The sequence below is a fragment of the Hyphomonas sp. UBA4505 genome, assembly GCF_002388685.1.
GTDB lineage: Bacteria > Pseudomonadota > Alphaproteobacteria > Caulobacterales > Hyphomonadaceae > Hyphomonas.
In genome coordinates, this window is the sequence record NZ_DGMZ01000010.1 from 1 (window position 1) to 21841 (window position 21841).

Consider the following 21841-nt stretch of genomic DNA (forward strand, 5'->3'; position numbering starts at 1 on the left):
TTTTGGGAGCGGTTCAGAAAGGGCTAGACTCTCGAAATGAGTGAGGGACGCGTGGGGCTCAGGTCAGTCACGCAATCCGTGTCCGCTTCGTTCTGAGGTCGGGCCCGTTTCCTCACATCTCCAAGAGCTTGCTTTTCGAGGTTTTGTTACTCACTTTCCTTGCCAGCTCTTCTAGCAATAATAGCTTAAAACCGGTAGGCAATACCGATGTTGAGAATTGTTGGGTCCACCGAAATCTTGCCTCTGACCGGCGCCCCGCCGAGTGTCCCAGAGATATCTGTTTCGAATGGCGTGTAACGTATATCGGCATTAGCAAACCAATTATCGCTCATTTGATAGCGCATTCCAACTTGGACAGCGGGCGCCCAGGCGTCTTTCAAGTCGAAGTCCGCGAGTGCATCCCCTTGTTCTTCCAGAAACAAGATTCGAGCGATACCGGCACCAACATAAGGGCTAACGGATGAATTAGTCGAAAAGTGATATTGAAGCGACAAAACAGCAGGGCCATATTCCGTCTCTCCAACAGGCAGTCCTGCCAAACTGCCGCTCCCTGCAAGATTAGCGCTGGCAGGCAAACCACCAAAGAAGTTCAACGCTACAGATGAATTCAAAAAATAGGAAACGTCGAAACTCAGCGTGGTGTCATCGGTGATATTGACACCAGCCCCGGGTATTGGCGCACCGCCCGCGCTGATTGAATCCAACGTTTCGTTCGTGAATACTTTCGCCGCATTCAGGCCAAAAAGCCAGTCGCCCTTGGAGTAAAGCGGTTCCGCATTTGCGACGCTGAACGACGAAAAGCCACCGATCATCGTGATTAACACAAACTTCGAGGCAAAAGGCCCCTTGGATTTTACATTAGATTGTTTCATTTATTCCTCCCTTTTGGTCGTTTTTTCGCGCCCTATGCGCGGTCGCAAACAGGCGGAACATGCGATCCGCAAACCCGCTTGCCTGATTTCAGGCTACGCCAGAAGCACGTCCCCATAGGCTTCCCGCAGCTTGTTCTTCAGCACCTTACCGGTTGCGTTTCGTGGAAGCTCATCCACAAAAACGACCGTATCCGGGATCTGCCATTTGGCGACTTTGTCAGAAAAGAAGGCAATCAAATCCTTCTCTGACACTTTTGCTCCTGGTGCCTTGACCGCGACAAGGACCGGCCGTTCGTCCCATTTTTCATGTTTTGCCGCGATTGCGGCGGCATCCACGATACCGGGATGACCGACCGCGATGCCCTCAAGTTCGACGGTGGAAATCCATTCGCCGCCAGATTTTATGATGTCCTTGGAGCGATCCCGGATCGTCATGAACCCATCGGCATCAATCGAGGCCACATCGCCGGTTTCAAACCATCCATCGGATGCCAAAGTCGTGCCCGGCTCCGCACAAAAGTAGCTGTCTACGACCCAATGGCCGCGAATGCGAAGATTGCCTTGCGCCGCCCCATCCTCGGGAAGTGTGCTGCCTTCATCGTCAACGATCTTGAGTTCCACGCCATAGGGCGGGCGGCCCTGGCTTTCTCGCACTTTCGCCTGCTCTTCCTCGGTCATGCCTGCATGGCGTTCCAGCAAGGCATTCGCGGTCCCGAGAGGCGAGGTTTCGGTCATGCCCCAGGCGTGCACGACTTCGGTGCCATATTTGTCGCGGAATTCGGCGATCATCGACGGGGGACAAGCCGACCCACCGACCACTGTCCGTGTGAGGGTTTCGGCTTTGGAGCCGAGTTTGTCGAGCGATGCGAGAAGCCCCTGCCAGATTGTAGGAACACCAAGCGCGACCGTCACGCCTTCGTCGTCGATGAGCCGTGTAAGGCTGTCACCATCAAGTCCCGGACCAGGCAGGACCAGCTTTGCGCCGACCATCGCAGCAGCATATGGGATGCCCCAGGCATTGACGTGGAACATCGGAACCACGGGCATCATCACTTCGCGTGCTGAAATGTTCAGCGTATCGGGAAGGGCCGCGCCCAACGAATGTAACACCGTAGAGCGGTGCGAATACAGAACGCCCTTGGGGTTTCCTGTAGTCCCGGAAGTATAGCAAAGGCTGGATGCGTCATTCTCATCGACATCCACCCAATCGGCGTTTTCGTCGCCCGAGGCCAGGAAGTCCTCGTAGAACACAAGTCCGGGGATTTTTCTTGCTGCTTTTTCATCACGCACGGACATAAGAACGAAGGTATCGACAGTCGTCAGCTTCTCCTTGATCCCCTCAATGATCGGCAGGAACGTCTTGTCAAAAAAGATGACCCGATCTTTCGCGTGGTTGATGATATAGACAAGCTGTTCCGGGAAAAGGCGCGGATTGATCGTGTGACATACCATTCCACCACAGGAAATGCCAAAGTAGCATTCCAGATGCCGCGCATTGTTCCACGCGATCGTCGCCACGCGATCCCCTTTGAAGAGCCCCATCTTTGTCAGCGCCGAGCCGAGCTGCCGGGATCTGTCAGAAATACCTTTCCAGTTCGTCTTAGTCTTTGTGCCATCTGTTTCCACCGACACAATCTCGGTGTCGCCGTGGTAGCGAGCTCCGTGGTCGATCAGTGAATGAATGGTCAGTGGCATAGCCATCATCTGTCCGCGCATTTGGCTTCCTCTTCAGAACTTGAAATTTGGGTTGGAATCGTGCCGTTCTGAAACTGCTGGAAGCTTCTTACAATAAACCCCATCGCCCCCTGACACCGGACTGTTTTTCGCTTTTCATCATAAAGTTCAGGCAACTGAACGACTCCTGTCAAAAATACGCACCTGCCCCAGAATGATCTCGGCCGCATTCTCAGCGATGACCATGGTCGGGGCGTTGGTGTTTCCAGCGACAAGGCTTGGCATGATGGATGCGTCCACCACTCGCAGCCCAGATACACCGCGAACCTTAAGCTCGGGGTCGACCACAGAATCCTTGTCCGCACCCATTCGGCATGTACCAACCGGATGATAGATTGTTTCTGCGCTTTCCCGAATGAATGCCGCGATCTCATCGTCGGTCTGTACGGATTTACCGGGGTGCACTTCGTATTTGCTGTGCGCAGACATTGCCGGCGCTTCGAGTATCCTGCGCCCAGCTTTGAAGGCTGCAATCATCGTTCCCATATCTTCCGGATCGCTAAGATAATTCGGCTGAATCAGAGGATCGTCCATAGGATCCGGGCTTTTGAGGCCAATATAGCCGCGGCTCTTGGGCAAAAGATCGCAGATGTGAAGCGTATAGCCATAACCAAAAGCGATCTTGCGGCCATGATCTTTCAGATATGTGGGCAGGAAGTGAAACTGAACATTCGGCCTATCGCGGTCAGGGGACGACTTAATGAACCCACCGCTTTCCGCAACATTTGACGTGAGAAACCCTTTACGTCTGAAGATGTAGGAAAGCAAACCACCAATGCCACGCGGCAGAAAGCTGGGCGCGACACCGATCGGGCGCCGTGAGCTAGCAGCATGCATAATCGTTACATCGAGGTGGTCGGCCATGTTCTTGCCAACCTCGGGAAGGTCGTGAACGACGGCTAGACCATGCCGTTTAATTTCTTGGGCATCCCCGATACCTGACAGAAGGAGAAGTTGAGGCGAATTCACGGCCCCGCCAGACAGGATCACCTCGCCGCCGGCATTGAGACGCAGTTGGCGATATTCGCCGCCCTGCCGCAAGGTGACACCCGTTGCGGACTTTTCTTCCATGACGACGCGGGTCACACGGGCGTCGGTGATGACTTCAAGATTGGAACGGGACTCAGCCCCCCGCAGAAAGGCTTGCGCCGAACTCCAGCGCCTTCCGTCCTTTTGCGTGACCTGGTACATGCCCAGCCCCTCTTGCGAACCGCTATTAAAATCGCCGTTGTGAGGAATCTGCAATTCACGCCCAGCCTGTACGAAATCGCGGCTCAAAGGGTTCACGGTTTTCAGCTCGCTCACGGAAAGCTCGCCGCCCTTACCATGACTATCGGATGCTCCGAACCGATGGTTGTCTTCGATCCGCTTGAACAGGTCTGTCATGCGGTCCCAGCCCCAGACATCCGTGCCTGCCTCGGACGCCCAGTAGTCGTAATCGGCCTTGTGCCCGCGGATATAGACCATGGCGTTGATGGACGACGACCCGCCCAGTGTTTTGCCACGAGGCCAGAACAGTCTACGGCCATTCAAATGTTCTTGTGGTTCGGTATCGAATGCCCAGTTCAGCTTTTTGCTATTGGCCAACAAGGCGATCCCCACTGGCATGTGAATCAGGGGGTTCTTGTCCTTTGGGCCCGCTTCGATAAGCGCGACGCGTTTTGCCGGGTTTGCAGACAACCGGTTGGCCAGAACGCAACCGGCGGATCCGGCGCCGACGATGATATAGTCGTACATTTCTTCTCTCCCTATTGGTTCCGGGCGGCTGTTATCCAAGCACCCGGACCACGATGTTTATGAGGCGGCGTACAAAGCCCGTGTAAGGCGGGAAAAGCATGTGAGTGATGGAGTGATTTTCCTCCAGAACGGCTTTTTCATGCGAAAAGGCCTTGAAGCCGTATTCGCCATGGGCCGCCCCGATGCCGGAGTTGTTGACGCCGCCGAATGGCAGGTTCGGGTGCAGGAAATGCACCACTGTAAGGTTTACGCCCACGGCGCCCGAAGAGGTGCGCGTGATGATTTGATCAGCGAAACTCTTGCTATTGTCGAAGATATACAGGGCAAGCGGTTTGGGATTTGCGTTGATCTTGTCGATCACTTTATCCAGATCAACATATTCGATGATCGGCAAAATTGGCCCGAACAGCTCTTCCTGAGTGATTTCCATATCATCCGAAACCTCGGAAATCAGCGTCGGGGCAACGAAGTTCTGGCCCGCATCAGTCTGACCCCCCTGAAGGATACTTGCGCCTTTGGCACGGGCATCCTCGATCAGGTTGCGCACCCGGTCAAAATGCCTATCGTTCACGATCCGGCAATAGTCGGGCGTTGCTTTTTGTGCCTCGGGCGTTTTCCCATAGACCCGACCGATCTCGGCCTGAAGCGCGGCCTTGAACGCGGCCGACACATCGCGGTGCACATACACATGATCGGGGGCGATACAGGTCTGACCGTTGTTTGAGAACTTACCCCAGACGATGTTGCGCGCGGACTTCTTGATATCGGCGTTGGGCCCGACGATAGTGGGCGACTTGCCACCAAGTTCCAGAGTTACAGAGGTGAGGTTCTTTGCAGCCGCCTCCATCACGACCTTGCCGATTGTCGGACTGCCCGTGAAGAAAATATGGTCGAAGGGCAGCGACAGAAGCTCTTGGGAAACCGCGGCATCGCCTTCGATGACTTTGACCAGGTCCGGTGTGAACGCCTCTTCCACGATGTCGGTGATGACCTGAGCCGCATTCGGCGTCATTTCGGACGGCTTGATGATGGCACTGTTGCCCGCCGCGATTGCCGAAACCAGCGGCCCGAGCGAAAGATTCACCGGATAATTCCAGGGCGCGATGATCAGGCATACACCCTTGGCCTCGGGGCGAACCCGTGCCTTGGTGCCAAACACCCCCAAAGTGGCGCGCGCCCGTTTGGGGCGCATCCACGACTTCAGATGGTGTTTGGTGTGCCGGATTTCCTGAAGCACAGGAAATATCTCGGTCAGTTTCACTTCTTCGGCGGGTTTGCGAAAATCAGCCGCGCAAGCCGCGATGATTTTGTCCTCGTTCCGTTTGACGGCCTCTGCCAGGCGGTCCAGCTGTGCGATACGTGCCTTGCGGTCAAAGACCGCCCGCCGGGCAAGTTGTGCCCGAATCTGGGTGTCAAACGCCGCTCGGATGTCATCGGCACCGGCTGTTTTGGCGGGAAATGAGGCAACCTGATTCATGTTCGCGCTCTTATTTTTCTTCGTAGAGGACATAGTCCTCTTTCGTGGCGCCACAGTCCGGGCAGCACCAATCATCGGGGATTTGGCTGAACAGCGTTCCCGGCGGAAAACCTTCGTGTTCGTCACCAAGGGCTTCGTCGTAGATATGACCGCATGTGATACAAAGCCATTTCCGGTAGGCGGTTCCGGCGGCAGGGGCCGCTTGCGCCACCGGCGCAGGCTGAGGCGGCTGCGGTGCGGCGGCAGGAGGGGCAACCGCTACGGGTTCGGGTGCCGGGGTTGGTGTAGGCGCTGCGGCTTCGCCGATCAGCACAAAGTCCTCTTTGTCGCGGACCGCGCAATCGGGGCACGCAAAGTCTTCGGGTACTTGCGACCACGGCGTTCCCGGCGGGAAACCTTCATGCGGGTGCCCCAGGATTTCATCGTAGGTATATCCGCAATCCGGGCATTGATATTTGGCCATTGTTCATTCCTCCCTTACACACGTGCGTTGACAGGCAAGCACATGCGTCTCTCCAGATTTTCTGTCGGTTGTGTCTGCGGCCCCATCTTTGGGTTAAAGCAAGGGGCTGTTTGTCAGGTCAGTGTTGGCCCCATGGGGGCCAACGCCTTTGTCTGAGATGCCAAGCCTTGGGTTTTATTCGGCGGGCATTGCGGCAGGCTGCGCAGGTGCGACCGACCCGAATTTGCGGTCATAGTAGTCGCGCATACCGGGTTCGATCTGGATCTTGTTCAGATCGCCTTTGGCCCAGTCCAGGACACGATGATCCATGATCGACCGGAACCAGGAGGGGATCAGCGCGGCAAAGAACATCCCGGGATAGCCCGAAGGAAGCGCAGGCAGATCCTTGAAGTCCCGCAGGGATTGATAGGACCGCGTCGGGTGCGCGTGGTGGTCCGAGTGCCGCTGCAGGTGGAACAGGATCAGGTTGGACATGATATGGTTCGAGTTCCACGAATGGTGCGGCTTCTGATGCTCATACTTGCCGTTGGGCAGTTTTTCGCGCAGCAAGCCATAATGCTCGATATAGTTGGCCGAGGTCAGCTGCCACCATCCGTACGCCATTTGAATGGGCAGGAACACAAGCATGATGGGCCCGAAGAATGCCAGCAGCCCGGCATAAAGAACGACGGTAATGATCAGCGGCTGAAGGATCTCGTTGTCCAGGCTCCAGACACTCTTACCACTCCGCTCAAGGCGAACCTCTTCGAGTTCCCAAGCGCGTTTGAAAGCCCCGGGGATTTCGCGGGTTGCGAAAGAATAGATGTTTTCACCCATACGCGAGGTTGCCGGGTCTTTCGGGGTGGCCACGTCACGGTGGTGCCCTTTGTTATGTTCGATGAAGAAGTGGCCATAGCCCACCACTGCCAGCACCAGTTTTGCCATCCAGCGATCAAAAGCTTCCTTCTTGTGACCGAGTTCATGGCCGGTGTTCAGCGCCAAACCGTTGACGACCCCCAGCGACAGTGCCAGCGCGACGAATTCGAGCGCATTCAGAGAATGGGTTGCGACCCACCAGCAAGACCCGATCAAAGCCGCATAATGCATGGGCACCGTCAGATAAGTAAGCACGCGATAATATCGGTCTCTTTCAAGATCAGGTACGGCCGATTCGGGGGGATTGGAAAAATCCTCGCCAAACATAGCGTCCAGCATCGGAACCGCCAGATACCATAAAATCAGCACAGTCCCGTACCAGATGCTCCAGCCGGTTACCGAGACCAGATACAGTCCGATTAGCGGCGTTGCCGGCCAGAATACGGACAAAATCCAAAAATACCGTTTCTTATCAACGTATACTTCATCGGCGCCAGCTTGCGCCGTGGACGCTTGGCTTAGATCGCTCATAGTCTACTCCTCCCAAGGAAAAGGCTGTTGTAAGTTTCTGTATTGGCCAGAAGAGCATCTCCTTTTCGTACTTGCTGCTTCTTGCCGCTTGGAATTAAGCTGCCTCTCAATCAGGTCACCCCACAACTACACGTTCGTGTAGTTTAGAGTTTTTGTGCGCTAGGTAAGATGTCGGCACGCCTACGATACATCACTTTCAGGGAGGGAGGGATGATTAAGACCTCCAGCGCAATCCCGAACGACATCTACGATTTTCTGGAACGCATGAATGTCCGTCAAAAGAAATTGACTCAGGGCTGCCTGAGACGTGACAGACTGGATATTGCGGGACACCCCGGCGCGAAATGCCTCCTTTATCAGGCACCTCGCGGCTTCGGCAAATCAGTGCAGATCGCCTTGTGCGCCCAATCGGCTGCCGACCGAGGAGACGATTGTATCTATCTGGACCTGTCGTCGTTCTGGCCAGAGAGCGTCTCTGAAGCGGACCTTATTGCAACCGCGATTGTCGCAATGCTTTCGCCACCGGACCTTCCCGTCACGTCCGGTGATCGCGGCCCAGAGATCATCGCACTGCGCCTTCTTTTCGATTGGAAAAGACCCGTCATGATTTGCTTGGACGGCGTTTCTGACTCTGCCGCCACACAGAGATTTCTGAAAACGATCACCCTGGAAACGCCAGAAGCCGTTCGACTGGTAGTAAGCGGGCACCAACCGGGCACGTTGGTCACCCTGTCGGTAGTTTCGCATGTGGTTACGATCGGTCCAAGAGAGTTAAGCTTCACTCTTGACGAGACATGTTCAATTCTACCGTTGGAAGCCGACCGGGCGACGAAGATATACAACAAGACGGCTGGTTGGCCGCTTCTATGCGCACTGGCTGGCAAATCGAAAGCATCAGGCGACGCGATCGCTGACCTTTCAGAGGTTCAGGCATACTTCGAAACCGACGTACTGGCACAGATTACGCGGCCGCTCCTCGATCACCTGATTAACGCCAGTTGGCTGGAGGAAATCACGGCAGACTGCAGCGATTATGTGTTCAAGATTAACGATTCCAGTTGCAAATTGGCAGAACTAGCATCGCGCCACGGGCTTTTGATATCCAGCGTTGAAAAACCAAAATGCTATGAAATGAACCGGGCCCTGAAAGAGTACCTGCGCAATCGTTTCATCGAAGCAAATGGATCGCGTCGGTCGTATTTCCTAAAACGTATCGCATTCTGGCATTGGCGAAAAAAAGAGTACCGTTTGGTCGTGGATGTTGCTCTTCGCGCACACGATCACAACTGGGCCAAACGGCTAACTGATCAAGCTCTGTTCGATCTAGCCCTGAGACAAGGAGAGATTGAGGCCTTGACGATCTGGTTCACGGGCATTCCCAGAGCCAAACTGCTTCAGATGCCATCCTTGGCTATCGGATATGCTTGGGTGCTGTACTTCAGTCAACGCGCACAGGAAGCACAGGATGTGCTTTCCAGGCTGAACGACCAGAGGGTTTCCGCACCTTCGGAGGAGGAAGATTCGAATGGCTGGGGGAAACTAGTGCATGCCATCGGTCTTGCCACCCACGATGAATTGAAAGAAAGCGATGAAAGATGCGCGGTCTGGATTGATACCTATGGGTCGGCCAATCCTGTCGGCCATGCCGCAGCACAGACGTGCAGAGCATTCATCGCCGCTTCCGGCAGGCAGTTTGCTGCCCTTTCAGATCAAATAGCCTCCGCCACGGTCGTGAGCGGCGCGGTCCGTCACCGTTATGCGTTTGGCTGGCTTGCTGCTGCTGGGATTCTGGCTAAGCTGCTCAATGGCGACATCTATGGCGCACGCAGCGAGATTCGTCGGGCACAGAAGAACGAAAACGTCGCCCATGAGTGCACACCCTTTACCAAAGGAATGCTCGCGGCCTTCGAGCTTCAGGTCCAAACAGAAGAAGAGTCTATCACTCCCGATGAGTGTCTTGTGCAAGAGGCTCTGGATTTTGCGCTGAAATTCGGGGTGACGGATGTGGTGTGGAACACCGTCCGAAGCGCGGCCGAGATCTATATTCGCCAGGGTGACACATTGCAGGCGTTCTTGTTGCTTGAACGTTGCCGCCTGCTGGCAAAGGATCACGGTCTGAAGCGGCTGGGCATTCTGGTGCGATTGGGCTCCGAAGTCTTTGCTATGGGAACCCGAACCAGCACTCCGCTCGCGACCGAGCCGCTTCCGTCCGTCGAAGACCTGGTGTTTCTGCCAAACCAGAATCGCGCCATCCAGGCGGAAATCGCCTTGCTAGAAGCCTCAAGATTTCTGCGAGACGGCAAACTGGGCCTGGCCGAGATGCACGCTCGAAAAGCCCTTTCCAACTTTTCCGCCGTCAGAGACCAACGCGGAGAAATCAGGGCGCAATATACGCTTGCGACTGCAATTTATCTGATGGGCGAAAAAAAGCAGGCGCTGAAAAGAATCGCCGATGCCGATCTGAAGGCACAACAACTGGGCGCTTTCAGGTCCTTGATAAACAGGCGGCATTTTCTGCGTGTCATCAGTCCAGCGGCGAAAGCGTTCTTGGATCAACGGACAACTCAGGTCGCCAGGACCAAAGTACCTGCGCATGATGTGCAGATTACTGAACGCCCCTTTGCATATAGATCGGCCCCCATAAGTCAGAAGCAGGTAATCGTCCTGCAACATGCCGCACTTGGGCTGAGCAACAAGGAAATTGCAGTGCGCATGCATGTCACGGAAGACACCGTGAAGTGGCATTTCAGAAAAATTTTGCGTGGTCTAAACGTCGCCAATCGCACCGAGGCAGTAATGGCTGCGCGCTCGCTTAGCCTCATCTAAACAATCGGTAAACCCGGGGAGGAAAGAAACATGAACACAACTGTGATTATCGGCAATGGAGCGGCCGGAACAAATGCTGCCGCAACCTTGCGCATGAATGGCTACGAAGGTGCGATAAAACTTATTGGCGATGAGGTGTCGCTGCCTTATCAGCGCCCGCCTCTGTCCAAGGCGTGGCTGCAGGGACCGGATAGACCGCAGCCAACTCTGATACGTCCTCTTTCATTCTACGAAGACAATCGCATCGACCTGATGCGGGCGCGCAAGGTCGTCAAGATTGATAGGAATAAGCGTAGAATCCACTTTGCGGACGGGAAGACGATGAAATTCAATACCTTGATCCTTGCCACAGGGGCATCGCCGCGTCGTCTTAATGCGAAGGGCGCGAACCTGAAAGGGATCCACTATCTGAGAGACCTGGGCGATTCGGCAAGGCTTCGCCAAGCCTTGAGCGATCCTGGCTGTCGCGACGTTGCAATCATTGGCGCCGGTGTTATCGGGCTCGAAGTGGCCTCTGCCGCGGTCAATCTTGGGAGAACCGTCACTGTTGTCGAGGCCGCCGCTCGCGCCATGGCCCGCGTTGCCTCACCCGCAACAACCAATTTCGTTACTCAGAAGCTGAAAGATGCCGGTGTTCAGTTTCTCTTCAATCAGAAGATTGAGAGGTTCGGCGCCGCTGATCGCCGCGTTTCCTCGATCCATCTTGGCGATGGATCCCAAATAAAGACCGATCTCGTGTTGGCGGGGATTGGTGCAACACCCAATATTGCGCTTGCCGAAGCCGCGGGCCTGGAATGTGACAATGGTATCTGCGTCGATCAGGACATGCGGACATCTGACTCCGAAATATTTGCAATCGGAGATTGTGCCCGCGGTGAAAACGAATTCGCATCCGGAAAACTGCGTATCGAAACCATTCACAATGCAACCACGCAGGCCCAGATTGCGGCAGCGGCCATTTGCAACAAAGAACGTCCTACCCCAGTTCCCCCACGGTTCTGGTCCGATCTCAAAGACATGAAGGTTCAGGCGGTCGGAATATCGTCCGGTTACGATCTGGTTCGCAGCGATGCTTCTCAGCATCCACCAACTTTGGAAACGCATCTGAAATGCGGCGAACGTCTTATCGCAGCCGAGATCGTAAACCTTCCCAATCGTCAGAGCGCCCTTGCGAGAGCGATTTCTCCGCGCATTCCAGTTGACACTCAATAATCCACAATCAGGTCTGATTTTGGGGCGAGTTCGGCCACTTTTTCTGCTTCGAAGCCGCATCCAGAGTATTGGACAGATTCCACACCTCGTTCTTTGCGCCTGGATTTGAATTTTCAATAGGTTGTCCATTGGGCGATGCCGAAGGAGACTGATGTTCCGACACGTCAACTTCGCCGGAGGAACACCACATGGACATGCATCAGAATGCGCGCACTGACCCGATCCTTTTGGACGCGGCCACGAACAAAGAATCACCTGGCTGCATTCATGGAGGTAAAGCGATTTCGGCCTGAAGAAATCATATCGAAATTGCGCAAGGCGGAGGCAACTGTGCGCATCGCGACGACTGCCACCCTGCTTTCTTCCCACAAAGACAGCTATACTCAACAGGACATTGACAGCTGGCGATCCAGCCCTCCCGCCAGGTTCCTCACAGGCGGTAGCCACCGGAAGGCGAAGCTTTTTTGGTGATTGAACGCTCGATGCCTGGATGGCCGTGATGATGAAGCTTCGGACATCAGGTGATTTGTGGTTCCGACGTTGACCGGGGGGAGTAAGGCGACCGGCCACTTTTTCGAGATTTCGAGAAACCACGATCTGTCGCCATGAACCGCGCCAACATAGGTGCGATAAGCTTTGCGGCTTCGTTCTTCTGTCCGGTCTCACGGGCCAGCACGTCAGCATAGGCAACAAGATCGCGATGCACATCGGCGGGAAGTTCAATACTCAATTTGACAGGTTTATCGTCTGGGATGGCGCCGAGTTTCAATTTGGTCATGGGTCAATTCCGATAGGGTTCGAGGATGAGGTCGCGCGTGACCATCACGCGCACTGGGAATCCGGGGCGAATGGTCAAGGTCGGCGGGATGGAAAGCTGACGACGAACAACCTCCTCACCGGCGCGGCCGATCGTGTCCTGCGTTCCTTCGCGAATGGCGCGGGCGATGTCGTCGTCATCATCGGCGCCAAGCTCCACACCGATATTCAGGACAGTGGCGAGCCCGGCCGCCATGAACAGCCGTCCCCAGTGGTTGTTGACGCCGTCTTCGAGGCCGGCATAGCCGGCCTCGTCGGCGCCGGGCTGGCGTTCGAGAACGATAGAGCGCCCATTGGGCAGAATCAGCCGTGTCCAGGCCAGCAGCACGCGGCTTTGGCCGAAAGCGACGCGGCTATCGTATTCACCGATGAGGCGCGCGCCTTGCGGGATCAGCAGGAAGCGACCGGTCGGGCTGTCATAGACATTGGATGTCACCTGCGCGGTGATCTGACCGGGAAGGTCCGAGCGCAGACCCGTGACCAGCGCCGCCGGAATGACCGCACCGGCCTGGACCACATAGGGGCTTGGCGGATCGGTGAGCCGGTCGTTGCTTGTCGTGCGTCGATCAATGGGTTCGTCAAGGAAGGCTTCCCGTCTGTCCGTGGCATCTGGTGCTGCGCTTGTTACGCTCGCGGGAAAGAAGGATCCGGCGCCGGATTGTAAAGGACCGACCGCCGACGAAGTTTGAGGCTGGTCATCGATGGTGGTCGTGGCTTCAGCGAAAAGTCGGCTGAGCCGGGCTGCCTCCAACTCCTGCGACCGGCGCTGTTCGTCAGGATCGACGGCAGGCGCAGCGACGACCGCCGGCACGGGCTGACCGCGTTGTTGAGCTGACAGGATCGGCCGCCCGAGCTCCCCGGGCAGTGGCGGCCCAAGTTGGGGTATGTTTGTGTAGTCGGTCGGAAGGCGCGACAGACCTTCGGCTGCCTGGATTCGCTCGGTCGAATAGAGTTCCGGCGGTCCATCGGCCGGTTTGCGATCTTGCAGAGCCACAATCAGGATGGCACCGAGACCGAGGCCTCCGACCGCGCCAAGCACCGTCAGCGTGCGGCGCGAGAGACGCATGACCGTTGGCGGATCGGCGCGCAGCCGCAAAGAGGCGGCAATCTCTTTGTCCTCACGGGATTCTCTATCGTCGCTCATTTGCGTGGCCCCACGGCGCCGGGGCGTGACGCGGTAGGGGCGTTGCGGCTCACCCCGTCGGTGCGGACGATCCGCACGCGTTTCTGCCTGTCGCCGAGACGCAGTTCGGCGGCGGCGAAGAGCCGATCGACGATCATGTAGTTGCGGGCGATGCGATAGTTGACGAGCTGGCCTTCGCCTTCCGGACCGATAACGAAGAGCGGCGGCATTTCCCCCTGTCCGATCCCGCGCGGGAACTCGATGAAGACCTGCCGCCCATCATCGAAAGCGCGAAGCGGCCGCCAGGGCGCGCGGTCGCCCTCGATCCGATAGCGGAAGCGCAAGGAGTCGAGGACCACGTCACGTCCGATCGGCAAGGCTGCTTCCGCCTCGGCGTTGCGCCGCCTGAGCGCGATCAAGGCATCCTCGGCATAGGTCCACGAGACGGACGCCATGTAGGCGGACGGGTTCGCTCTCAGTTCGAGATGATAAGTCCGCCGATCCGTATTGATGACGAGGTTGGTCTGAAGATCAGGCCGCGTCGGTTTGACCAGAATATGGATGCGCTGATCATCCCCTGAACCGCTCTGGGTGTTGCCGATGATCCAGCGCGCCGTGTCGCCGGCCGCGATCGGTCCGGAGCCAACAAGGCTCTCTCCGGGCTGCAGGGCGATATCGGTGATCTGCCCCGGCGATGCGTAGACCTGATAGAGCGCGCCCTCGGTGTAGGGATAGAGTTGTACGGCGTTGATGAAGCCGTCTCGTACCGGCTCCATCCGGGCGGCGGCGTTCGCCTCGTTCACCCGCTCAGCGGGACCGGCAGATTCCGGCGCTCGGTCTCCCCCATTGATCGGCTTGAGTTGACCAGGCAGCGGCAGTGGGCTGGTGCGCTCGACGATCCGCACCGGACTCTCCGGTTCCGGAAGAAGCTTCGCTTCGATCGGAGGGGTGTCGTAAGCGATCTCCGGCGGTTTGAAGGTCGCGCATCCCGAGAGAGTGGTCGCGGCGAGGAGGACCGTCATGGAGGCTTTGTTCAGGCGAAGTGTCTTTATCATTGGGCGGACTCCCGGGACCAGTTGATGGCGTTGACAAAGATGCCGAGCGGGTTTTTGCGCAGGCGCTCGGCATCGCGCGGCTGTTGCAGAACGATGGTGAGAATGGCGGTCCAACGTTCCGTTGCGGCGAGTTGTCCGTTGGCGTAGCGGCGCTCGATCCAGGCGATGCGGAAGCTGCTCTCGGAGGCGCGGATAACGCTGGAGACTTCGACCGAGATCTGCGTGTCGCCGACCTTGGCGAAGGGATCGTTCACCCGGGCGTAGTCGTTGAGCGCCAGCGCGCCCTTGTCGGTCGTGAAGTCGTAAGCGTGCAGCCAGTTCTGGCGCAGCACGATCGGATCGGCCGGGATTTGGCGCACATTCTCGATGAAGCGCGAGAGGTGGTAAGCGATCTGCGGATCGGTCGGTCGGAAGTCGGCGGTGGCAGGCGTCACGGCTTGCGCCGCGCCAAGCCTGTCCACCTCGACAACATAGGGCGTGATCGTCCCTTGTGTGGACTGCCAGACAAGCGCGGCGCTGAGCCCGCCTGAGAGCAGCAAAGAGCCGAACGCCATCAGTCGCCAGTTCCTGGCTTGCACGCGGGCGGACCCGATGCGTTCGTCCCAGACCTGTGCGGCTTTCTGATAGGGCGTGACGGGCTCTGGGGTCTTGGAATAGCGAACGCTTGGACGACGGAACATCATGATTTCTCCGAAAGGCTGACGGCGGTCCCGCCGCCACCATGGTCGCCAGAGCGAACGGCATGAGCTGCGACGGCGGCGCCGTGGTGAAGGGTTTGCTGTTGTTTCATGCGCCGCGCCCAGGCTGGCGGTACGCCACTGGCTGAGGGCGAGACGTCGGGGCTGTTACTGAACTTGCCGCCGGTCGCTTCGAAGGCTGCGCGCGAACCTGAGCGGTAGCTTTCGCTCATGGAACGGCGAAGCGGGTTCGTTGCGGCGCTGACGCCCGCTTTTCCAACGCTAGAGAGACCGGCGGCGACACCGGAGGCGCCGCCGCCAGCGGCAGCGTTTCCCATGCTGTAGGCGGTCGAGGCGCCACCAGCGACTGCCGCCGCGCCGCGCGCTCCGGCGCCGACTGTTCCGACGGCCATCCGGGCGCCAGCGACCCCGCCGACAGCAAGCCCGCCGGCGGCGAGACCTGCGCCAACCGCAGCGCCTGCGCCGAGTTGCGGGCCGCCCGAAACGATGCCGTTGGCGATGCCCGGACCGAAGATGCCGAGCGCGAGCATGGAAAGCGCGGCGAGAACGATTGCCATGGCGTCTTCAATGGTCGGCTCACCCGTGAACCCCGCGGTGAACTCGCCAAAGATGGTCGAGCCGATGCCGACGATCACGGCGAGCACCAGGACCTTGACCCCGGACGAGATCACCAGCCCCAACACGCGTTCAGCCATGAAGGCGGTTTTGTTGAACAGGCCGAAGGGTACGAGGATGAAGCCGGCCAGCGTGGCGAGCTTGAACTCGATCAGCGTGACGAAGAGCTGGATCGCCAGAATGAAGAAGGACAGGAGAACGACCAGCCAGGCGAAAAGCAGGATGATGATCTGGAGGAAATTCTCGAAGAAGGAGACAAAGCCCATCAGATCGGAAATCGACGCGAGAATCGGACGGCCCGCATCAAGGCCGATCTCTGCGATGCGGCCGGGCTGAAGCAGCTCGCCGGGGCTAAGGCTGCCGCCCGAAGCGATGAGGCCAAGCCCGGCGAAGCTTTCGAAAACGATGCGGGCGAGCGCGTTCCAGTTGCCGATGATGTAGGCGAAGACGCCGACGAAGAGCGTTTTCTTGATGAGCCGGGCGAGGATGTCGTCGTCGGCGCCCCAGGCCCAGAAGAGCGCAGCGAGCGTCACGTCGATGACGATCAGGGTCGTTGCCAGGAAGGCGACGTCGCCGCCGAGCAGGCCGAAGCCGCTGTCGATGTAGGAGGTGAAGACCTGCAGGAACCGGTCAATGACGCCAACACCGCCCATATCCTACTCCTTCTCGGGATCGTCGCCGGGAAGCCCGAGAAATCGGCGGCGTTGCTCTGCCCAGGCGGCGCGACACATCGTGTCGATTTCCAGCTCTTCCGGCGTCACCGTTCGGCAGCGAGAAAGTTCCGCCTGCAAAGGATTGTTGGTCACGGGAGGAACCGATGGCGTTTCCGGAGTGACCGTATTCGCCAGCTCAACCGCGGCGAAGAGCGCAGCGAGCCCGCCCAAGGCGATGGCGACGGGCCTGATGATTTGGTCGGGAGAATTGCGCACGGGTATTACCGGAACATGCTGACGGCGGTTGGCGTGTAGCCGGTCCCGTAGTCGAGGAAGCGATTGAGGTTCTCGCGCCCCTGCGCTTTAGCGGACGCGCGCCGAGCCGCGTCCAGCGCGTCCGCGCGGTTCTGCGCGGTGATGGCGGCGGTTAGGTCCGTCATCTGCTGGCTTTGCAGGGCGAGAAGTTGATTGCCGGCCTGCGCCGCCTGCAAGGTGCCGACCGCACCCTGGCTTTGCGAGACGAGAGTGCTCAATTCCGTGCGCGTCGCTTCAATATTGCCGACGACGCCGGCCTGGACCTTCAACGCGTCTTCATAGCCTGCAACCGAGGTCCGCCAGCGCGCCTCGGCATTGGCGTTCATGGCGGCGAAATCGCCGGTTGCTGCGGCGTCTCCATATTGTTCTGAGAAGACGCGTTCGATTTCGGAGACGACGTATCCAACGCGCTGCGCTTCGCCCAGCAGATCTTCCGTCTGCTGCATGATCGACCGCAGACGCGCCAGCGATGAGTGCGGCAGGTTTGCGAGGTTGCGTCCCTGGTTGATCAACATCTGCGCCTCGTTCTGAAGCTGCGTGATCTGATTGTTGATCATTTCGAGGGTGCGTGCGGCGGTGAGAATATTTTGCGCGAGGTTGGTCGGATCGATGACGACGTCGCCGACGCCGAATAGCGCATAGGCCGGTTGCATCGGCGCCAAAGCGATGGCTCCGGTCAGCATGAGGGCGGCGAGTTTCTTACGCATGAGTAGTCTCCGTGGTTTGAGGGGATGGGATCGGATCAGGTGTTTGGCCGAGCAGTTCGACGGCCCAATCGAGACCGCGACGGGCGAGCCAGGCTGCGGCGAAGCCGTCTCGTCCGTGTTCGGAGAGGATGTCGGTGATGGCGGCGTGATCGGTCTTCGACGATGCGGCCGTGAAGGCGAGCGCGACCTCGCCGAGACCGAGCGAGAAGAGCCGATTGCCGCGGCGCGACTGGCAGTAATAGTCCCGCTTCGGCATGGCCCGCGCGACGATCTCGATCTGGCGTTCATTGAGGCCGAAGCGGCGGTAGATGTCGGCGATCTGCGGCTCGAAGGCACGCTCGTTCGGCAGGAAGATGCGCGTTGGACAGCTCTCGATGATGGCGGGCGCAATCGCGGAATTGTCGATGTCGGCGAGCGATTGCGTGGCGAAGAGGACGGAGGCGTTCTTCTTCCTTAGAGTCTTAAGCCATTCGCGGAGCTGGCCGCCAAATGTCCCGTCATCGAGCGCGAGCCAGCCTTCATCGACGATGATGAGGCTCGGACGTCCATCGAGGCGATCCTCGATCCGGTGGAACAGATAGGCGAGCACGGCCGGCGTCGCGGCCGATCCGATCAGCCCTTCGGTCTCGAAGGCCTGGAAATCGGCTGTTCCGAGTTCTTCTGTTTCGGCGTCGAGCAAACGCCCGAAGGGGCCGCCAAGACAGAATGGCGTGAGCGCCTGTTTGAGTTCGGTCGACTGCAACAGGACGGATAGCCCCGTGAGCGTTCGTTCTGCGACAGGCGCCGAGGCGAGCGAGGTCAGCGCCGACCAGAGATGATCCCGCGCGACCGGATCGATGGTGACGCCTTCTCGCGCGATCAGGCCGGACAGCCAGTCCTGCGCCCAGGCGCGTTCGCCGATATCGTCGATGTTGCGCAGCGGCTGAAGCTGGACGGCGGCTTCGTCATCCGAAAGCGCGCCGGCGAGATCCTGCCAGTCGCCACCACAGGCGACGGTCGCACAGCGGATCGAGCCGCCGAAGTCGAAGGCGAAGATCTGCGCGCCCGCATAGCGACGAAATTGCAGCGCCATCAACGCCAGCAACACGGATTTGCCCGACCCGGTCGGACCGACGACCAGCGTGTGCCCGACATCGCCGACATGGGGTGAAAAGCGGAACGGAGTCGAGCCTTCCGTCTCCGCGTAAAAGAGTGGAGGTCCGTCCAGATGATCATTGCGCGCCGGTCCTGCCCAGACTGCCGATATCGGGATCATGTGGACGAGATTGAGCGTGGAGACCGGCGGTTGACGGACATTGGCGTAGAGATGGCCGGGCAACGAGCCGAGCCACGCCTCGATGGCGTTCAAAGTCTCGGGCATGCAGGTGAAGTCACGACCCTGAATGACTTTTTCCGCCGCCTTTAGCTTGGCGTCCGCGACGGCTTCGTCCTCATCCCAGACGGTCAGCGTAGCGGTGATGTAGGCGGCGCCCGCTATGTCGGCGCCGAGCTCTTGCAAGGCTTCATCGGCGTCGGCGGCCTTGTTCGCCGCGTCGCTATCGAGCAGCGTCGACGCCTCATTGGTCATCACCTCTTTCAGGATCGCGGCGATGGATTTGCGCTTGGCGAACCATTGCCGGCGGATGCGCGTCAGCAGTTTGGTCGCGTCGGTCTTGTCGAGGCAGATAGCGCGCGTGACCCAGCGATATTCGAAGGGTTGGCTATTGAGCTCATCCAGCAGTCCCGGCCATGTGGCCGTGGGGAATCCGATGATGGAGAGGCTGCGCAGATGCGCCCCGCCCAAACTCGGCGCCAACCCGCCGACAAGCGCGCTATCGGCCAGGAGCGCATCGAGATGCATCGGCGTTTCGGGCAAGCGCAGGCGTTGACGACGCGTCGACACGGTCGAATGCAGAAAGGTCAGTGTCTCTTCGTCTGAGAGCCAGGCGGCCTCCGGCATGAAGCCGTCGAGGAGATCGAGCAGGCGATCCGTTCGCGCCATAAAACTCTCGACATGCTCTCGCGGGTTGAGGCTGCTGTCGGGCGCGTCCTCATAGAGCCATCGTCCCGCGCGGCTCGTATCGTCGAGCGGCGGCATCCAGACGAAAGTCAGGAAGTAGCTGCTTTCGAAATGTCTGGACGCATCTTCAAACTGGGCGCGTCGTTCCGCGTCCACGAGGGCGGAAACGGCATCGGGAAAATGTGAGAGCGGATAGTCGCGCGCCGGCGCCCGCTGCGCTTCGACGAACACCGCCCAGCCCGATCCGAGCCGGCGAAGGGCGTTGTTGAGCCGGCTGGACACGGCGACGAGTTCTGACGGTGTCGCGGAGTCGAGGTCAGGCCCCCGAAACCGTGCGGTGCGTTGCAGACTGCCATCCTTGTTGAGGATGACGCCCTCCGCGACGAGCGCCGCCCACGGAAGAAAATCTGCCAATAGCGAGGCGGTCGAGCGATATTCGGCGAGGCGCATCATCGCTCAGACTCCGAACCAGGTTGGGAAACGAAGATGCCGGCGCGCAACATCGACGATCTGGGCATCACGTTTTGCGGCCCAGACCGCGAGGAGATGGCCGACAAGCCAGAGTGCGATCCCGACCACCCAGAGCCTAAGGCCAAGTCCGACGGCTGCTGCGAGCGTGCCGTTGGCGATGGCGACCGTGCGGGGCGCGCCGCCGAGCAGGATCGGTTCGACCAGGGCGCGGTGGACGGGCGCGTAAAAGCCCGGAATGTCGGCCAGCTCGCGCATCAGATCAGCGCTCCGCCGCCGAACGAGAAGAATGACAGGAAGAAGCTCGACGCCGCGAAGGCGATGGAGAGGCCGAAGACGATCTGCACGAGGCGGCGAAAACCGCCGGAGGTGTCGCCGAAGGCGAGCGTCAGTCCTGTGACGATGATGATGATCACCGCGACGATCTTGGCGACCGGCCCTTCAATGGATTCCAGGATTGACTGGAGCGGCGCCTCCCAGGGCATGCCCGAGCCCGCCGCATGGGCGGGCGCGACGAGCAAAAGGCTGAACGCGAGCGCCGTCGCGTAAAGCGGCCAGCGCGGATAGAGAATTGTGGTTTTGGTCATGGATGGTCTCCTGTCCTGGGGTGAAGAAGCGGTTGGATCTGGTAGTCCCCGGTCGCATCGAGGCCCTCGACGCGGGCGAGTTCGGAAAGTCGGCGCGCCGATCCGCGCCCCGAGAGGACGGCGATCAGGTCGATTGTCTCGGCGATCATCGCGCGGGGCACGGTGATGACGGCTTCCTGGATGAGCTGTTCGAGGCGGCGCAGCGCGCCGAGCGCTGAACCGGCATGGATGGTGCCGATGCCGCCGGGATGGCCGGTGCCCCAGGCTTTGAGGAGATCGAGCGCCTCAGCCCCGCGCACCTCGCCGATGGGGATGCGGTCAGGCCGCAGGCGCAGCGAGGAGCGAACGAGATCGGAAAGCGACGCGACGCCATCCTTGGTCCGCAGAGCGACAAGGTTCGGCGTCAGGCATTGGAGCTCGCGTGTGTCCTCGATCAGAACGACGCGGTCGGAGGATTTGGCGACTTCCGCCAGCAATGCATTGGTGAGCGTGGTCTTGCCGGTCGAGGTGCCGCCAGCGACAAGGATGTTGGCGCGGGATGTGATGGCGTCGCACAATGCCGCCGCCGCATCGTCTGGCATGATCTCGGCGCGGACATAGTCTTCGAGTGTGAAGACCGCGACGGCCGGCTTGCGGATCGCGAAGACCGGGGCGGCGACCACAGGCGGCAGAAGCCCCTCGAACCGCTCCCTTGTTCCCGGCAGCTCCGCGGACACACGCGGAGCGCCAGCATGAACCTCTGCGCCGACATGGTGCGCAACCAGACGGACGATGCGTTCGCCGTCAGCGACGGAAAGCTCTTCGCCGGTGTCGGCGAGGCCTTCGCTCAGGCGGTCGACCCAGAGGCGGCCATCCGGATTGAGCATCACCTCGACAACCGCAGGGTCTTCGAGCCATGCGGCGACGTCGGCCCCCAGAGCGGTTCTGAGCATGCGCGCGCCACGGGCGAGCGCTTCGGATTTGAATGTATGGACGGTCATTGGCGGCCCCGCATTGGATTACGGGGTCGATCAAGAAGACCTTTAAAGGCTGATCGGCAACAGCCTTGAAGGCGTAGTAGTACTACGGCGCGCAACGGCAGGAGAAAGCGAAAAACGG

The 21841-nt window shown here is 59.0% G+C and carries 19 protein-coding genes; 2 read left to right on the forward strand and 17 right to left on the reverse strand.

Features of this window, described 5'->3' with window-relative positions; genetic code table 11:
* Positions 1 to 185: 185 nt before the first annotated feature.
* The 6 genes from B3527_RS06025 to B3527_RS06055 form a co-directional block, all read right to left on the reverse strand.
* On the reverse strand, positions 186 to 872 hold the full coding sequence (locus B3527_RS06025; RefSeq protein WP_009802132.1) for an OmpW/AlkL family protein: 687 nt from the start codon (positions 870 to 872) through the stop codon (positions 186 to 188).
* A gap of 93 nt (positions 873 to 965) precedes the next feature.
* On the reverse strand, positions 966 to 2588 hold the full coding sequence (locus B3527_RS06030; protein ID WP_290479102.1) for a long-chain fatty acid--CoA ligase: 1623 nt from the start codon (positions 2586 to 2588) through the stop codon (positions 966 to 968).
* A gap of 126 nt (positions 2589 to 2714) precedes the next feature.
* Positions 2715 to 4343 carry a GMC family oxidoreductase gene (locus tag B3527_RS06035; RefSeq protein ID WP_290479103.1) on the reverse strand — a complete coding sequence of 543 codons (1629 nt, stop codon included), beginning with the start codon at positions 4341 to 4343 and terminating at the stop codon, positions 2715 to 2717.
* Between the two features lie 31 nt (positions 4344 to 4374).
* Entirely contained in the window at positions 4375 to 5820 is a 1446-nt protein-coding gene (locus B3527_RS06040) for an aldehyde dehydrogenase family protein (protein ID WP_112062331.1), read from the reverse strand.
* 10 nt (positions 5821 to 5830) lie between these two features.
* Positions 5831 to 6283, reverse strand: coding sequence for a rubredoxin (locus tag B3527_RS16860; RefSeq protein ID WP_349677839.1), 453 nt, complete (start codon positions 6281 to 6283; stop codon positions 5831 to 5833).
* Between the two features lie 174 nt (positions 6284 to 6457).
* Complete coding sequence (locus B3527_RS06055) at positions 6458 to 7669, reverse strand: alkane 1-monooxygenase (protein ID WP_009802138.1); 1212 nt, start codon at positions 7667 to 7669, stop codon at positions 6458 to 6460.
* Positions 7670 to 7879: 210 nt separating this feature from the next.
* Between B3527_RS06055 and B3527_RS06060 the strand changes: the two genes are divergently transcribed.
* Together B3527_RS06060 and B3527_RS06065 are read left to right on the forward strand one after the other, a co-directional pair.
* Positions 7880 to 10495 carry a helix-turn-helix transcriptional regulator gene (locus tag B3527_RS06060; RefSeq protein ID WP_290479104.1) on the forward strand — a complete coding sequence of 872 codons (2616 nt, stop codon included), beginning with the start codon at positions 7880 to 7882 and terminating at the stop codon, positions 10493 to 10495.
* A 30-nt stretch (positions 10496 to 10525) separates the two neighbouring features.
* A complete protein-coding gene (locus B3527_RS06065) occupies positions 10526 to 11707 on the forward strand; it encodes an NAD(P)/FAD-dependent oxidoreductase (protein ID WP_009802140.1) in 1182 nt (393 codons plus the stop codon).
* 517 nt (positions 11708 to 12224) lie between these two features.
* Here B3527_RS06065 and B3527_RS06070 read toward each other — a convergent pair.
* Genes B3527_RS06070 through trbB form a run of 11 tightly spaced genes read right to left on the reverse strand, consistent with a single transcriptional unit; the run spans position 12225 to position 21723 of the window.
* Complete coding sequence (locus tag B3527_RS06070; protein ID WP_009802141.1) at positions 12225 to 12485, reverse strand: DUF2274 domain-containing protein; 261 nt, start codon at positions 12483 to 12485, stop codon at positions 12225 to 12227.
* Between the two features lie 3 nt (positions 12486 to 12488).
* The gene (locus B3527_RS06075) at positions 12489 to 13667 is read right to left on the reverse strand and encodes a TrbI/VirB10 family protein (protein ID WP_112062329.1); all 1179 of its coding nucleotides are present in this window, start codon (positions 13665 to 13667) and stop codon (positions 12489 to 12491) included.
* Entirely contained in the window at positions 13664 to 14701 is a 1038-nt protein-coding gene (gene trbG / locus B3527_RS06080; RefSeq protein ID WP_112062328.1) for a P-type conjugative transfer protein TrbG, read from the reverse strand. Before trbG ends, B3527_RS06075 begins: the two co-directional genes overlap by 4 nt.
* A complete protein-coding gene (trbF, locus tag B3527_RS06085) occupies positions 14698 to 15381 on the reverse strand; it encodes a conjugal transfer protein TrbF (protein WP_112062327.1) in 684 nt (227 codons plus the stop codon). The genes trbG and trbF overlap by 4 nt, the downstream gene beginning before the upstream one ends.
* Positions 15381 to 16667 (reverse strand): P-type conjugative transfer protein TrbL, encoded by a 1287-nt coding sequence (trbL, locus tag B3527_RS06090; protein ID WP_009802145.1) that lies wholly within the window; start codon positions 16665 to 16667, stop codon positions 15381 to 15383. Before trbL ends, trbF begins: the two co-directional genes overlap by 1 nt.
* A gap of 3 nt (positions 16668 to 16670) precedes the next feature.
* Complete coding sequence (gene trbK-alt, locus B3527_RS06095) at positions 16671 to 16943, reverse strand: putative entry exclusion protein TrbK-alt (RefSeq protein ID WP_009802146.1); 273 nt, start codon at positions 16941 to 16943, stop codon at positions 16671 to 16673.
* A 5-nt stretch (positions 16944 to 16948) separates the two neighbouring features.
* Positions 16949 to 17689 carry a P-type conjugative transfer protein TrbJ gene (gene trbJ, locus B3527_RS06100; RefSeq protein ID WP_009802147.1) on the reverse strand — a complete coding sequence of 247 codons (741 nt, stop codon included), beginning with the start codon at positions 17687 to 17689 and terminating at the stop codon, positions 16949 to 16951.
* Complete coding sequence (trbE, locus tag B3527_RS06105) at positions 17682 to 20141, reverse strand: conjugal transfer protein TrbE (RefSeq protein WP_112062326.1); 2460 nt, start codon at positions 20139 to 20141, stop codon at positions 17682 to 17684. The genes trbJ and trbE overlap by 8 nt, the downstream gene beginning before the upstream one ends.
* Positions 20142 to 20144: 3 nt before the next feature.
* Positions 20145 to 20414, reverse strand: coding sequence for a VirB3 family type IV secretion system protein (locus B3527_RS06110; protein WP_009802149.1), 270 nt, complete (start codon positions 20412 to 20414; stop codon positions 20145 to 20147).
* Positions 20414 to 20743 carry a TrbC/VirB2 family protein gene (locus B3527_RS06115; RefSeq protein ID WP_009802150.1) on the reverse strand — a complete coding sequence of 110 codons (330 nt, stop codon included), beginning with the start codon at positions 20741 to 20743 and terminating at the stop codon, positions 20414 to 20416. The genes B3527_RS06110 and B3527_RS06115 overlap by 1 nt, the downstream gene beginning before the upstream one ends.
* Entirely contained in the window at positions 20740 to 21723 is a 984-nt protein-coding gene (gene trbB, locus B3527_RS06120; protein ID WP_112062325.1) for a P-type conjugative transfer ATPase TrbB, read from the reverse strand. The genes B3527_RS06115 and trbB overlap by 4 nt, the downstream gene beginning before the upstream one ends.
* Positions 21724 to 21841 lie beyond the last annotated feature (118 nt).

Bases quoted from the DNA above. Each gene is read 5' to 3' on its own strand.
- B3527_RS06025 (WP_009802132.1), bottom strand. From the start codon at position 872: ATGAAACAATCTAATGTAAAATCCAAGGGGCCTTTTGCCTCGAAGTTT.
- B3527_RS06030 (WP_290479102.1), bottom strand. From the start codon at position 2,588: ATGCGCGGACAGATGATGGCTATGCCACTGACCATTCATTCACTGATC.
- B3527_RS06035 (WP_290479103.1), bottom strand. From the start codon at position 4,343: ATGTACGACTATATCATCGTCGGCGCCGGATCCGCCGGTTGCGTTCTG.
- B3527_RS06040 (WP_112062331.1), bottom strand. From the start codon at position 5,820: ATGAATCAGGTTGCCTCATTTCCCGCCAAAACAGCCGGTGCCGATGAC.
- B3527_RS16860 (WP_349677839.1), bottom strand. From the start codon at position 6,283: ATGGCCAAATATCAATGCCCGGATTGCGGATATACCTACGATGAAATC.
- B3527_RS06055 (WP_009802138.1), bottom strand. From the start codon at position 7,669: ATGAGCGATCTAAGCCAAGCGTCCACGGCGCAAGCTGGCGCCGATGAA.
- B3527_RS06060 (WP_290479104.1), top strand. From the start codon at position 7,880: ATGATTAAGACCTCCAGCGCAATCCCGAACGACATCTACGATTTTCTG.
- B3527_RS06065 (WP_009802140.1), top strand. From the start codon at position 10,526: ATGAACACAACTGTGATTATCGGCAATGGAGCGGCCGGAACAAATGCT.
- B3527_RS06070 (WP_009802141.1), bottom strand. From the start codon at position 12,485: ATGACCAAATTGAAACTCGGCGCCATCCCAGACGATAAACCTGTCAAA.
- B3527_RS06075 (WP_112062329.1), bottom strand. From the start codon at position 13,667: ATGAGCGACGATAGAGAATCCCGTGAGGACAAAGAGATTGCCGCCTCT.
- trbG (WP_112062328.1), bottom strand. From the start codon at position 14,701: ATGATAAAGACACTTCGCCTGAACAAAGCCTCCATGACGGTCCTCCTC.
- trbF (WP_112062327.1), bottom strand. From the start codon at position 15,381: ATGTTCCGTCGTCCAAGCGTTCGCTATTCCAAGACCCCAGAGCCCGTC.
- trbL (WP_009802145.1), bottom strand. From the start codon at position 16,667: ATGGGCGGTGTTGGCGTCATTGACCGGTTCCTGCAGGTCTTCACCTCC.
- trbJ (WP_009802147.1), bottom strand. From the start codon at position 17,689: ATGCGTAAGAAACTCGCCGCCCTCATGCTGACCGGAGCCATCGCTTTG.
- trbE (WP_112062326.1), bottom strand. From the start codon at position 20,141: ATGATGCGCCTCGCCGAATATCGCTCGACCGCCTCGCTATTGGCAGAT.
- B3527_RS06110 (WP_009802149.1), bottom strand. From the start codon at position 20,414: ATGCGCGAGCTGGCCGACATTCCGGGCTTTTACGCGCCCGTCCACCGC.
- B3527_RS06115 (WP_009802150.1), bottom strand. From the start codon at position 20,743: ATGACCAAAACCACAATTCTCTATCCGCGCTGGCCGCTTTACGCGACG.
- trbB (WP_112062325.1), bottom strand. From the start codon at position 21,723: ATGACCGTCCATACATTCAAATCCGAAGCGCTCGCCCGTGGCGCGCGC.